The 13,104-nt window shown below is 72.1% G+C and carries 12 protein-coding genes; 6 read left to right on the top strand and 6 right to left on the bottom strand.

Annotated features, from left to right (window positions below; translation table 11 throughout):
* Positions 1-261: 261 nt before the first annotated feature.
* Positions 262-1,146 carry a hypothetical protein gene (locus tag C503_RS41340; protein ID WP_156893611.1) on the bottom strand — a complete coding sequence of 295 codons (885 nt, stop codon included), beginning with the start codon at positions 1,144-1,146 and terminating at the stop codon, positions 262-264.
* A 247-nt stretch (positions 1,147-1,393) separates the two neighbouring features.
* On the opposite strand from C503_RS41340, the gene C503_RS0129705 reads away from it, so the two are divergent.
* From C503_RS0129705 to C503_RS0129695, 3 genes are all read left to right on the top strand, one after another.
* The gene (locus tag C503_RS0129705; RefSeq protein WP_018685868.1) at positions 1,394-2,680 is read left to right on the top strand and encodes a glycoside hydrolase family 18 protein; all 1,287 of its coding nucleotides are present in this window, start codon (positions 1,394-1,396) and stop codon (positions 2,678-2,680) included.
* A gap of 170 nt (positions 2,681-2,850) precedes the next feature.
* The gene (locus tag C503_RS0129700) at positions 2,851-4,212 is read left to right on the top strand and encodes an acyltransferase (protein WP_018685867.1); all 1,362 of its coding nucleotides are present in this window, start codon (positions 2,851-2,853) and stop codon (positions 4,210-4,212) included.
* 77 nt (positions 4,213-4,289) lie between these two features.
* On the top strand, positions 4,290-4,619 hold the full coding sequence (locus tag C503_RS0129695; protein ID WP_018685866.1) for a hypothetical protein: 330 nt from the start codon (positions 4,290-4,292) through the stop codon (positions 4,617-4,619).
* Positions 4,620-4,749: 130 nt separating this feature from the next.
* Here the strand turns inward: C503_RS0129695 and C503_RS0129690 are convergent, their stop codons facing one another.
* Positions 4,750-5,706, bottom strand: coding sequence for a DNA polymerase domain-containing protein (locus tag C503_RS0129690; RefSeq protein WP_026316828.1), 957 nt, complete (start codon positions 5,704-5,706; stop codon positions 4,750-4,752).
* 227 nt (positions 5,707-5,933) lie between these two features.
* Here C503_RS0129690 and C503_RS0129685 point away from each other — a divergent pair, with 227 nt between their 5' ends.
* Complete coding sequence (locus tag C503_RS0129685) at positions 5,934-6,851, top strand: Ppx/GppA phosphatase family protein (RefSeq protein ID WP_018685864.1); 918 nt, start codon at positions 5,934-5,936, stop codon at positions 6,849-6,851.
* Positions 6,852-6,901: 50 nt separating this feature from the next.
* Complete coding sequence (locus tag C503_RS0129680) at positions 6,902-7,312, top strand: ATP-binding protein (protein ID WP_018685863.1); 411 nt, start codon at positions 6,902-6,904, stop codon at positions 7,310-7,312.
* Between the two features lie 9 nt (positions 7,313-7,321).
* On the opposite strand, the gene pip is transcribed toward C503_RS0129680, so the two are convergent.
* The 4 genes from pip to C503_RS0129660 all read right to left on the bottom strand — a co-directional run bounded on the left by pip (position 7,322) and on the right by C503_RS0129660 (position 11,472).
* Positions 7,322-8,281, bottom strand: coding sequence for a prolyl aminopeptidase (gene pip, locus C503_RS41335; RefSeq protein WP_033401187.1), 960 nt, complete (start codon positions 8,279-8,281; stop codon positions 7,322-7,324).
* A 13-nt stretch (positions 8,282-8,294) separates the two neighbouring features.
* Complete coding sequence (locus C503_RS0129670) at positions 8,295-9,398, bottom strand: mechanosensitive ion channel family protein (RefSeq protein ID WP_018685861.1); 1,104 nt, start codon at positions 9,396-9,398, stop codon at positions 8,295-8,297.
* 69 nt (positions 9,399-9,467) lie between these two features.
* Entirely contained in the window at positions 9,468-9,989 is a 522-nt protein-coding gene (locus C503_RS0129665; RefSeq protein ID WP_018685860.1) for a methylated-DNA--[protein]-cysteine S-methyltransferase, read from the bottom strand.
* A 22-nt stretch (positions 9,990-10,011) separates the two neighbouring features.
* Positions 10,012-11,472, bottom strand: coding sequence for a DNA-3-methyladenine glycosylase 2 family protein (locus tag C503_RS0129660; RefSeq protein WP_026316827.1), 1,461 nt, complete (start codon positions 11,470-11,472; stop codon positions 10,012-10,014).
* A 309-nt stretch (positions 11,473-11,781) separates the two neighbouring features.
* Here C503_RS0129660 and C503_RS0129655 point away from each other — a divergent pair, with 309 nt between their 5' ends.
* Positions 11,782-13,089 (top strand): B12-binding domain-containing radical SAM protein, encoded by a 1,308-nt coding sequence (locus tag C503_RS0129655; RefSeq protein WP_018685858.1) that lies wholly within the window; start codon positions 11,782-11,784, stop codon positions 13,087-13,089.
* The last annotated feature ends 15 nt before the right edge of the window (positions 13,090-13,104 follow it).

Raw genomic sequence — 13,104 nt, 5'->3', positions numbered from 1 at the left:
GCTCTGACCTGGTGCGATAGGCTCACGCGCGGGCCAGCCCCCGGGTGGGAGGGGCCGCGTGCCGGGGATGATCCTGGTCTGGGGTGGGTGGGTTGTGCACAGGGTGTGGAGGTTGTCCACAGGGGTGGGTTCGGGTTTGTCGGTGTGCCGGAATGGGGCGGTAGGGTCGGGTTCGAGGTCGGGGCGGGAACGGTTCTGGTGGGGGTCGGAGAGGCGCGGGTGGGCGCCGGTGGGGTACCGGCGCCCAGGTGCGTTGTCGGGTCAGGCGGGGATCGGGGTCGGGGAGCGTCGGGGGAGGGCGCGTAGCAGGCAGGCTGCGATCAGGAGCACGCCGAGGATTCCCAGGGCGGCCCAGGGCAGGGGCGGGTCGGTCCAGGGGCGGCCCGCGTAGGCCGTGGCGGTGATCGCGGTGAAGGTGGCCGCGTACCCGGTGGCGGCGGTGAGCATGGTCGTGAGGCGGGTGCGGACGGGCAGGGTGCCGTGGTCCAGCAGGATCGCGCAGGCCGCCAGCACCTGGATGCCGTGGATGCCGATCGCGTGGGCGAGTTTGGCGCTGCCCGCGGCGCCGAAGACCAGGTCTTCCGGGACGTGGCCGGTGGCGGCGACGACCGCGTCGCCCGCGGCGATGAGGTCGCGGCCGAGGTAGCCCGCGCCCGCCAGGCCGAGCAGGCCGGTGATGGTGGCGACCCGGGTGACCGGGGAGCCGCGGAACTCGCAGAGGGACCAGATCAGGAAGCCCGTGATGGCCAGGGCCACGACCATGACCGACATGCCCATGATGCTGAAGATGCCCGCGTCGAACTCCGTGCTCTCGTTGAAGTGCGACGGCACGCCGCGCCAGCGTTGCAGGGTGATCACGGTGACCTCGACGACCGAGGAGACGCCGAGCAGCACCGCGAGCACGCTGCCCCACCAGCGGCGGGGGAGGTTGCGCAGGATCCACACCGCCGACCACATCAGGGTGCCGAACGAGACGCCGAACACCACCGGTTTGCGCCAGCTGACCGAGCCGAGCCAGCTGCTGCCGTCCACGAGGAAGACCACCCCGTGCACCATCGCGGAGCCCAGCAACAACGCCCCGCACCACCACAGGAACCACTGCACCGCGCCCACCGGCCGGACCGCGGTCCACACCCATCGAAACACCGCTAACCCCCTCGTTGATGACTGTCAGGGGAAACGCTAGGTATCCGGGGCCGGGCGCTCGTCCCCCCGGCGAAGGGACCCGGTCTCCTCCCCGGGGATGAGCCGACCCCGAGGTCCACAGTGGAAGACCCGGTCGGGGGCGGTGCCCGAATTGCGCCGTTCGGCCGTAGCCGCCCCAGGGTCGCCCGCCTAGTTTGGTCCAGACCAAAGGGTCGAGTGTCGACCCGGCATCCGCGAGGGAGAACCGATGACGGCGAGAAAGTGGCGAGCGGCCGGGCTGCTCACCGGGATGGTCGTCGCCGCCGCGACCATCGCCGCGCCGCAGGCGCAGGCGCACGAGTCCCACCACGACAGGGCCAGGGTCGTCGGGTACTTCACCCAGTGGGGGATCTACGGGCGCAACTACAACGTCCGCGATCTGGTCACCAGCGGGACCGCCGCCCGGCTCACGCACCTGAACTACGCCTTCGGGTTCCTCGACGAGCAGGGCAAGTGCGTCAGCGCGGACGCCTGGGCCGACTACCAGAAGCCGTTCGCCGCCGAGCAGAGCGTGGACGGGGTCGCCGACGCGCCGGGACAGGCGCTCGCGGGCAACCTCAACCAGCTCAGGAAGCTCAAGAAGAAGTACCCGGACCTGCGCGTCTACATCTCCCTCGGCGGCTGGTCCGGCTCCAAGTACTTCTCCAACGCCGCGCTCACCCCGCAGTCGCGCGCCGACCACGTGAAGTCCTGCATCGACCAGTGGATCAAGGGCGACGTCGCCGGGCCGGGCGTGGCCGCGGGCATCTTCGACGGCATCGACCTCGACTGGGAGTGGCCGGGCAGCCCCGCCAACGACGGCAACGTCATCCGGCCGGAGGACAAGGGGAACTTCACCGAGCTGGTGAAGGAGTACCGCAAGCAGCTCGACCGGCTGCCGCGCCGCCAGCACGGCGACCTGACCGCGTTCCTGCCCGCGAACCCCAACCAGATCGACAAGGGGTTCGAGGTCTCGAAGGTCTTCCGCTACCTGACCTTCGGCACCCTGCAGGGCTACGACTACCACGGCTCGTGGGAGTCGACCACGAACGCGCAGTCCTCGCTGCGCACCCCCAAGGGCGACCCGACCCCGGCCCCCGGCTTCAGCTCCGAGACCGTGGTCGACGACTATCTCAAGCGTGGCGCCCCGCGCGACAAGCTCGTGCTCGGCGTGCCGTTCTTCGGCCGCGGCTGGACCGGCGTGACCAACGCGAACCACGGCCTGTTCCAGACCGCCACCGGCCCCGCGCCCGCCACCTACGAGGCCGGGACCGAGGACTACAAGGTGCTCAAGTCGAAGGTCGGCCAGTACAAGATCTACCGCGATGAGCGCGCCGGGCACGCCTGGCTGTTCGACGGCAGCACGTTCTGGACCTACGACGACCCGACCGAGATGCGGCGCAAGGCCCGCTACGTCAACGACCGCGACCTCGGCGGTGTGATGATCTGGTCGTTGGACGCCGACACCGCGGACGGCGAGCTGATCAAGGCACTGGCCCGCGAGCTGTCCTGTTAGGACGTTTCGGGATGACGCCGGTTCCGGGTGCTTTCCGCCAGGGACCGGCGTTTCCCGTAGTGGGAATTGGTGTGAACGGAGTCTTCTCCGCGCCCGCCCGCTGACTTACGGTTCCCCTACCCCGCAGGGAAAGGAACCCCGATGACCGTCTGCACCCCCCGGCGCCGCGCGTGAGCGGCTGGCCGGAACTGCGCTCGTCCCGGACCGTCCGCGCGGGGCACGCGCCCGGGACGGTCATCACCTGCGGGGTGACCGACACGGTCATCGCCGATGTGCCCGTGTCCGTGGTGTTCTTCTTCGACCGCGTGCTCGACGACGAGGTGCTCGCCGCGGGCCTGTCCCGCGCGCTGGCCGCCGTCCCCGCGTTCGCCGGGCGGCTGCGCACCGTCGGCGACCGGCTGGAGATCGTCTGCGACGACGCGGGCATCCCGCTGGAGACCTACGACCTGGACGACACGCTGCCCAAGGCGATCAGCCGGGTGACGCTGCCCAACGCCGGGTTCGTCGACCACGTCGCCTCCAACGCCGCGCGCCAGGGTGGGCTGCCGCTGTTGACCGTGCGGCTGACCAGGCTCGCCGACGGCACCTGCGCGCTGGGCTGCTCGTTCCACCACTCGGTCGGCGACCTGGCCAGCTTCATGCTGCTGGTGCGCGCCTGGTCGGCCGAGGTGGAGGGGGTGGACCGGCCGGAGATCACCACCCTGGTCGACCCGGACGCCTATCTGGACGAGTCCCTGCCCGAGACCGACTCCGGCCGTCCCGGTTTCCGCCTCCAGACCCCCGAGCAGGCCGCCCGGCTCACCGCCGAGATCGACGCCGCCCCCCGCGCCAACCGCACGGTCCAGGTGTTCTTCGGCGACGCCGAGATCGCCCGCCTGCGCGAGGAGGCGAGCACGGCCGCCTGCCGCAAGCTCTCGACCAACGACGTGCTGTGCGCGCACGTGGCCACCACCCTGCGCGGTCTGGACGGCGACACCGCCGAGAGCGCCGAGACCCGGAGCCTGGCCATGCCGGTCAACGTGCGGCGCTTCCTGGGCATCGACCCGGGCGTGGTCGGCAACCTGGTCAGCGAGATCTTCATAACCTCGCCCGCGGGCGCCGACACGGTCGCGGTGGCCACCCGGATCCGCGAGGCGGTGGAGGACTTCCCGCGCGCGCACCTGAACCTGCGCGCCAACCGGGCGTTCCTGGAGTCGATCGGGCGTGCCCGGCTGGGCGAGTGCATCCCGATCGGGTTCGACCCGGACCGCAAGACCATGACGATCACCAACTGGAGCCGGTTCGGCATCTACGACGTGGCGTTCCAGGGCGCCCGGCCGGTGTTCTTCAGTCCCACCTCGAACCTGCAGCTGCCCTGGGTGGCCTGGCTGGTGGAGGGGTTCGAGGGGCGCGGCATCCTGCTGACCGTCGCCGTCCCCGCCCGGTTGGCCAACCTGTTGCGCGGCCCCGCGGGCCGGGCGGCCCTGCACCGGTCGCGAGAGGCGGACGACCCCCTCCCCGAACTGGTGACGACGGTCCGCAAGCTGGCCTAGTGTTCGAACATGTGTTCGAACAATGTGCTAGTGTTCGAGGCGTGAAAGGGGATTCCAGGGGACGGTCCAGGGACGCCATGCCGAGGGACGCCATAGCCAGGTACTACCTGCCATGGCCCACTCCCGTCCAAGCCGCGCACAACACCGATCCCGTCGACCTGCCCGCGATCGGCCAGTGGGTCACCGCGCTCCGCCAACAGGGCCGGGTGGCCCCGGAGGTGACCTTCGCGGTCACCACGCACGGCGACACGCCCACCGGCGTGCTCGGCGACGGCTCCGGCCGGTACCCGCTGCCCGCCGACGGGTTCCTGGTCCTCGGGCATGCCGGGCTGTTCGTCGCCGACGCGCACACGTTCCACCGCCACTACTTCGACCCCTCGCCCCCCGACCGGGAGTGGGTGCACTAGCGGTTGTCACGAAGCGAACCGGTCCGCGCACTCGCGGACCGGTTCGGCCGTTCCAGGGCTCCGGGACTCCGGGGCTGCCGGATCTCAGGGCTGCTGGCTCTCGGGGCTACCGGATCAGGACTGTCGGATCTCAGGACTCCTGGGCGGCCTCGCGGGCGCGGGCCCGCCGCTTGCCCTCGTGCATCGCCTGCACGCGGGCCACCGGGATGGTCCGCCCCTCCGCCACCAGGTCCTCGGGCAGCGCCTGCGGGTCCGGCATCAGCTCCGCCCACAGGTCCCGCTCGCCCAGTGCCGCGAGCGCGGTGTGCAGGGTGAAGTCCCGGGGCGTCACGGTGGGCAGGTCGGCCCAGGGCACCGGGAACGACACCGGCGTGCCGGGCCGGATGCGCGGGCTGTACGCGGCCACGACGGTGGCGCCGTAGGCACGGGTCGAGTCGACGAACACCTTCCCGCCCCGGTCGTCCTTGATGTAGGCGGTGGTCGCCACGGACGGGTCGATCCGTTCCGCGCGGGCGGCCAGCGCGCGGGTCGCGGCGGCGACGTCGTCGTGGTCGGCGGGGGCGAGCGGCACGAGAATGTGCACTCCCTTGGCGCCGCTGGTTTTCACCGCGCCGGAAAGGCCGTCGTTCGCCAACGCCCGGCGGACCACATCGGCGGCCGCGACAACGGCGTCGAACCCGGCGCCCTCCGGCGGGTCGAGATCGAGTACCAAATGGGTCTGGTGGGCTTCGCCGAGCCGGGTCAGCGGCACGTGGTATTCGACCGCGCGCTGATTGCCGAACCAGAGCAGAGTGCGGCGGTCGTCGCACACGGCGTAGGCGATCTGCCGTTTGGAGCTTTCCGCCCACATCCGTTCGGTGCGCACCCATTCCGGCGTGTACTTGGGGACGTTCTTCTGCATGAACGGCCCTTGTCCCGGCCGGATCCGCTGCACCGACAGCGGCCGGTCGCGCAGGCCGGGCAGCATCCGCTCGCGCACCGCGTCCAGGTACTCGACCAGGTCCCGCTTGGTGGCCTCGGCGTCGTCGAACAGGGGCTGGTCGAGGTTGGTCAGCGACACTCCGTCGCGGACCTCGTCGCTGCTCACCCCGTCACTCTGCCACACGGGTGACATCCGCCATACCCGGTCGAGGCCGGTGCGCGCGCGGGTAGGGCATTCGGTCACTCGAAGGTGTTCTGGCGACAGGACATTCCTTGATCGCACAATGTACGTTCGGGAAACGGGTGCAAATTTCTTACATGATCGGGGGTTTGCCGGACGCCGCTGTCGGGTAAAGATAGCTTTTGCAGCTTTCTCTACCGCCGGGAGATGACATGCGCCGACCGACCAGCACCGTGGGTGTGCTGGACGTCGGCTGCTTCAGCGCGCATCTCCTCGTGGTCGACGCGGAACGGGGTTCCCCGCGCGACCCGGTGCATTCGCACAAGATCCGGCTGCGGCTGGACAAGAGCTACGACGATTCCGGCAGTCTCACCCGGGACGGTATCGAGGCGGTCGCAGGTGCGGTCGCCGCGATCCGCCGCCGGGCCGCCCGGGTCGGGGTGTCGCTGCCGGACGTCATCCCGTTCGCCACCTCCTCCATCCGCGACGCGGCCAACGCCGACGAGATCGTCCGCCAGGTCGCCCGCCGCACCGGCGTCACGCTGCGCCGGTTCACCGGCACCCAGGAGGCCCGGCTGGCCTACCTGGCCGCCCGCCGCTGGTTCGGCTGGTCGGCGGGCGCGCTGACGGTCCTGGACGTCGGCGGCGGCACGGTGGAGCTGGCGGCGGGCGACGCCGACCGACCGCTGGTCGCCCGCTCGCTGCCCTACGGCGCCCGCACGCTCACCGCGCTGGGCACCGACGCCGAGGGCCGCGCGGACCTGGAGCGGCTGATCCGGGCCGCGCTGCCTGCGGACGAGCTGGCCGTGCTGGTCGGCGGCCGCGCCATCGGCTGCTCGAAGGTGTTCCAGCAGCTGGCCCGGCTCGCCGACGCGCCCGCCCTGCGCGCGGCCGACCTGGACCGCTGGATCCCCCGGCTGGCCCGGCTCTCGGCCCGCCGCCGGGCCAAGCTGCCCGGCATCTCCCGGCACCGCGCCGAGCAGTCGCTGGCCGGGGCCGTGGCGGCCCGCGCGCTGATGGGCGTCACCGGCCACGACCGGGTGGAGATCAGCCCGTGGTCGACCAAGGAGGGCCTGCTGCTCACGCTGCTGGAACCCGGCCACCACGAGGCGATCGCGGGCGTCGCCTGAGCGGGGACGGCCCGACGTTTCACCCCCGGCACGCGAGGTATTACCAGCACATGAAGGAATCGCCGGTGGTCGAGGTGTGGGCCCTGACCGTGCCTGCCGAACCGGGGCACCTGCACCGCGCGCGGCACGCCCTGGCCGAGTGGCTCGTCCGGGTGGGGATCCCGGCCGACATCCGCGACGACGCGGTGTGGTCGGCGGACGAGGCGATGAGCAACGCCATCGCCAACGGTGAGCTGGGCGGCCCGGAGGCGTTGCGCGCCACCGTGTTGAGCCTGAGCGCGCACGTGGACGACGAGGTCGTCGTGGTGACCGTGGTCGACGAGAGCGGCTGGCGGGTGCCCGCGTCCGGGGTCGTGCTGGCCGGTCGGGGCATGGCGATCGTGCGGGCGCTGGCAGACCAGGTGAACCTGGCCGTGACCGATGGTCGGACGACGTTCACCGCCTGGTTCACCCGACCCTGAGACTCCGGGTCAGCGGTCCGCGAAGCGGTCCATGACCTCCTGCTTGCGCCGATGGAACTCGTCGCTGCCGGTGTGTCCGGAGTCCTCGACGACGATCAGCTCCGCGTCCGGCCAGGCCCTCGCCAGGTTCCAGGCCACCTCCACGGGCCCGCCCAGGTCGTGTCTGCCGTGCAGGATCACGCCCGGGATACCCGCGAGCCGGTGCGCCTCGCGCAGGATCTGGTCCTCTCCCAGAAACGCCGCCGCGCCCCAGTAGTGGGTCACCAGCCGGACCATCGCGCGCAGGTCGTCGCGCGGGCGGGCGCTGTAGGCGGCCGGGTCCCCGTTCGGTTCCAGGGAGATGACCGTGTCCTCCCAGGCGGTCCAGTCGTCGATCGCCTTCTCGCGCACCGCAGGGTCGGGGTCGTTCATGAGCCGCGCGTACGCGCCCGCGATGTTGTCGCCGTGGTCGCCCAGGGACTCCGGCACGCCCGCGCGGAATCGTTCCAGGGCCTCCGGGAAGAACCGGCCGACGCCGCCGGTGATCCACTCCACCTCGCGGCGGCACGTGGTGGTGGCGCCGGACAGCACGATCTCGCTGACCCGCGCCGGGTGCGCCTGCGCGTAGGCGAGCGCGAGCGTGGAACCCCAGGAGCCGCCGGACACCAGCCAGCGGTCGACACCCAGGTGCTCGCGGAGCAGCTCCATGTCGGCGATGAGGTGGTGGGTGGTGTTGTGCGCCAGATCGGTGGCCGGGTCGCTCGCGTGCGGGGTGCTGCGCCCGCAGCCGCGCTGGTCGTAGGAGATCACGCGGTAGCGCGCGGGGTCGAAGAACTCCGCGCTGCGAGGGTTGGCGCCGCTGCCGGGACCGCCGTGCACGACCAGCGCCGGTTTGCCCTGGGGATTCCCGACTTCCGACCAGTGGATCCGGTTGCCCTGGCCGACGTCGAGCATGCCTTCATTGTGGGGACTCGCATGGGTGTAGGGCATGTGGACGGTTGTATCAGTGATCGCTGAACGCGTGAACTCGTTTACGCCCGTCCGGGGTGTCGCCGAACAACCGGTCCGGTTCGGCCTCCTCGTGGTGGCGCGGACCGTGCCCGACGGGTTCGGTGCGCAGGCGGGGAACCGCGTAGGGGTGTTCGCTGGTTGTCCACGCCACCAACCGTTCCCGCACCAGACAACGCAGGTCGAACAACGTCGGCGCGTCCGCCGCGCTCATCAACGCCCGCACGCGGACCATGCCGTGCACCGCCTCGGTCACCTGCAGGACACACACCCGGCCGTCCCACAGTTCCGTGTTGTCCTCCACGATCCGCCGCAGCTCCGCGCGCATCCGGTCCACGGGCATCGCCCAGTCCACATCGAGTTCCACTGTGCCGAGTAGCGCGGCCTCGCGGCGGGTCCAGTTCTCGAACGGGTGGGACATGAACCGCGCGGTCGGGATCACCAGCCGCCGGTCGTCCCAGATGTGCACGACCAGGTAGGTGAGCGTGATGTCCTCGATCCGCCCCCACTCACCCTCCACGATGACCACGTCGTCCAACCGGATCGCGTCGCTGAACGCGATCTGCAGCCCGGCGAACACGTTGCCCAGCAGGGACTGCGCGGCCAACGCGGCGATCGCACCGATGACCCCCGCCGAGGCCAGCAGGCTGGTGCCCGCCGTGCGCGCCGCCGGGAACGTCATCAGCATCGCGGCGAACGCCAGCGCGGCGACCGCCGCCACGGTCACCCTGCGGACCAGGGTGATCTGGGTCTGCATGCGGCGCGCGTGCCGGTTGTCCCGCTCGTTCACCCGCAGCCGCGACAGCACAGTGTGCTCTACCGACACCAGAGTCCCGGCCAGCAGCCACGCGCCGGTGGCGATCAACGCCAACGACAGCAGGTGGTCGAGCGCGTGCGGCAGCACCTCCCGCACGGTCGACCACAGCACCACCGCCGCCATGAACCAGCGCAGCGGCGCGCGGGTGTGCTCCGACAGCGACGACAGCACCACCGCGCGTCTGCCCAGCCCGCGCACCGCGCGCAGGGCGAGCCGCTCGACCAGCAGGAACACCGCGTAGACCGCGAGCGCGGTCGCGGTCCGCGTCCAGGTCTCGGACACCGGGACCTCCCTCCGTCGCAGAGGGGCGTACCCGATGCGGGCCCGTGTACCGCGTGTCCGTGCGTGGGTTCACACGAGCGTGAGTCCCTCCAGCGCCAGCAGGTGGCGTTTGCGCGGCAGGCCGCCGCCGTAGCCGGTGAGCGAGCCGTCGGCGCCGATGACCCGGTGGCAGGGGATGACGATCGAGACCGGGTTGCGGCCGTTGGCCATGCCGACCGCGCGTGACCCGGTCGGGCGACCCAGCCGGTGGGCGAGCGAGCCGTAGGTGGTGGTGTGTCCCCACGGGATGGTGGTCAGTGCCGTCCACACCTCGCGCTGGAACGGTGTGCCGCGCGGCGCCAGCGGCAGGTCGAACTCGCGCAGCTCGCCCGCCAGGTAGGCGGCCAGCTGGGCCGCGACCGCGCGGAACGGGGCCGGGTCGGGCACCCAGTCGGCGCCGATGCCGGTGAAGTGCCGGTGGTCGAGGCCCATGTAGACGCCGGTCAGGGACGTGCCGTCGCCGGTCAGCAGCAGCTCGCCGATGACGGACCCGACGGTGGTGTAGCGGGTGGGACCGGGGCCGGGCTCGGCGAGCCGGACGGGGGTGGTCACTGGCTTCCTTTCGACAGATGGTTCAGACGGGCAGGATGTTGATGGGGTGGTCGCTCGTCGCCCACAGGTACTGCACGGCGTAGGCGCGCCAGGGCCGCCAGGCCGCCGCGCGGGCGGTGAGCCCGGCGGGGGTGGTGGGCAGGCCCAGGTGCTCGGCGGCGAGGCGGATGCCCAGGTCGTTGGCCAGGAACGCGTCGGGGTCGCCGAGCGCGCGCATGGCCACCGTCTCCACTGTCCACGGGCCGATGCCGGGCAGCGCGAGCAGGTCGTCGCGGGCGGCCTGCCGGTCGCCGCCGGGGGACAGGTCGATCCGGGGCAGCGCGGCGACCAGGCCGGTCAGGGTGGTGCGGCGGCTGCGCGGCAGGGCCAGCCGCTCGGGGTCCAGCTCGGCGAGCGCGGCCGTCTCCGGGAACAGGTGGGTCAGGCCGCCGCCGGGGTCGGCGACGGGCTCGCCGTGCGCCTCGACCAGCCTGCCCGCGTGCGTACGCGCGGCCTGGGTGGACACCTGCTGGCCGAGCACCGCGCGCACGGCCAGCTCCGCGCCGTCGACCGTGCGCGGCACCCGCCTGCCCGGGTTCTTGGCCACCAGCGCGGTCAGCGCCGGGTCCTGGGCCAGCAGCTCGTCCACCGCGACCGGGTCGGCGTCCAGGTCGAGCAGCCGCCTGCACCGGCTGATCGCCACCGACAGGTCCCGCAGGTCGGTCAGGGCGAGGTCGCAGCGGATGTGCTCGGGCAGCGGCCGCAGGCCCACCACGCCGTGCCCGTGCGGCAGGCGCAGGGTGCGGCGGTAGGCGCCGTCCCGCCACTCCTCGACCCCGGGCACGGCGGTGGCGGCGAGGTGGCCGAACAGGTTGTCCGGGCACAGCGGCGCCCGGAACGGCAGCCGCACGGACAGCTCGCCGATCGTCGGCCGGTCCCGGCCCGCCGAGCGTCTGCGCAGGTCGGTGGGGGAGAGGGCGAACACCTCGCGGACCGTGTCGTTGAACGTGCGGATGCTGCCGAACCCCGCGGCCATGGCCACCTCGGTCATCGGCAGCGCGCTGGTCTCGATCAGCACCCGGGCGGTCTGTGCGCGCTGGGCCCGCGCCAGGGCCAGCGGACCGGCGCCCAGCTCCGCGCGCAGCTGCCGCTCGACCTGGCGCACGCTGTAGCCCAGCCGGGCGGCCAGCGCGGGCACCCCGCCGTGGTCCACCACGCCGTCGGCGATCAGCCGCATGGCCCGGCCGACCAGGTCGGCGCGCTCGTTCCACTGCGGCGAGCCGGGCGTGGCATCCGGCCTGCACCGCTTGCACGCCCGGAAACCGGCCTGCTGCGCGGCGGCCGCGCTCGGGTAGAACCGCATGTTGTGCGGCTTGGGCGGCACCACGGGGCAGCTCGGCCTGCAGTAGATCCGGGTCGTGAGCACGGCGGTGAAGAACCAGCCGTCGAACCGCGCGTCCTTGGACTGGACGGCGCGGACGCACCGTTCGGTGTCGGAGTGCATGACGTCCAGCATCGCTCGCGCGGGCGGCCCGTACCAGCGAGAAAACGACACGATGGTCGACTCCCGGTGGGCGTCCGCTGCGAACGATGATCGCCGCGGGCCGGGAATACCCTTTCGGCCCAGTGGCATGACGCATTCCCGTCACACCCGGTCAGGCTTCGGCGGCGGTTCCCGAAATGGTTCCCGTCGTCGACCGCAATACCCGATGACAACGTGTGATCGAGGGTGTCACCGGATCGAGTACAGGGTTACGGAATGGGTAACAGGGGTCTGCCCGCCCCCGATGCGCGATGTGGTGAAGGGAGTCGCATGGACCGTGAGCGGGTTCTGCTAGCGCACCCGGGGATCCACGACGACGGCAATCCCGTCGCATTTCCGCCGTGGGGCGTGTTGTGCCTGGGTGCCGCGCTGCGCGCCGCCGGGCACGAGGTGCGCGCGCTCGACCTCAACGGCGCCGACCTCGCCGCGAGCCTGGACGCCGCGCTCGCGGACACCCGGCCCACGGTGGTCGGGCTGACCGCCAAGCAGGGCGTCGGCGCCCGCCGGTTCCGGGCCGCCGTCGACCACCTGACCGCGGTCGACCCGGACCTGCCCGTGGTCGCGGGCGGACCGCTGGTCAGCACGTTCCCCGACCCGGAAGCCCCGATCTGGCGCGGTGTGTCGGCGTTGTTCCGCGGCGACGGCGAGCAGGCGCTGGTGTCCTGGCTGGCCGCCCGCCCCCGGCCCGCCGGGCTCATCGAGGGACACGAGCCACCCGACCTGGACGAGGTCGGTGTGCCGAGCTGGTGGCCGGAGTTGTCCGACTACGTGAGTCCGGGCAGGTACTGGCCGAACATGGGCGTGCCCGGACTGCACGTCGCCTCCGCGCGTGGCTGCACTCGCCGCTGCACATTCTGCTATCTCAACGCCCAGTACCCGGGCGCGCGCTTCCGGTATGTGTCGGCGCCGAAACTGCACGTGGATCTGCACACGCTCAATGACGTCACCGGCGCACGTGGGTTCTACTTCGTAGACGATTGTTTCATCGACGCGAGACAGGTCCGGGTTCGCGACTTCTGCGCGCGCCAGATCGCCGAAGGCAGTCCATTCCGGTTCGGTTGCGACGCGCAGCTGACCGATCTGGACCGCTATCCGGACCTGCTCGCGACGATGCACCGGGCCGGGTTCCGCGCCCTCTACGTCGGCGTCGAGTCGGCCGCCGCGGCCACCCGCGGCAGGCTGGCCAAGGGGTCGCTGCGGCGGCCGCCTGCCGAGGTGCTCAACCGGGCCATGGACCTGGGGTTCGTGATCCGCGCCTCGATCGGCATCGGCTGGCCGGGGGAGGGCGCCGCGCAGGCCCGCGAGACCCTGGCGCTGATCGACGCCGTGCCCCGGCTCGCCTTCGACGCCTACCGCTACTACCCGCTGCCGCGCACGCCGCTCGGCGAGCGCGGCGCGGTCGCGGCGGGTCGCGCCCGGATGTCCGCGGCCGAGCTGAGCGCGACCGCCTTCCAGGACTACTCCGACCACAACGACGGTTACTCCGAGCTGCCGCGCCCCGAGTACGAGGCGCTGTGGTCGGAGCTGCGGGTGCGCGAGGACGCGCGCCTGGCCGCCTACTTCGCCCTGGGGCAGTGAGAGGACGCCTTGTCT

Source organism: Actinokineospora enzanensis DSM 44649 (assembly GCF_000374445.1).
GTDB lineage: Bacteria > Actinomycetota > Actinomycetes > Mycobacteriales > Pseudonocardiaceae > Actinokineospora > Actinokineospora enzanensis.
The sequence above is the reverse complement of the archived record's forward strand: the minus strand, read 5'-3'. Positions and strand labels throughout refer to the sequence as shown.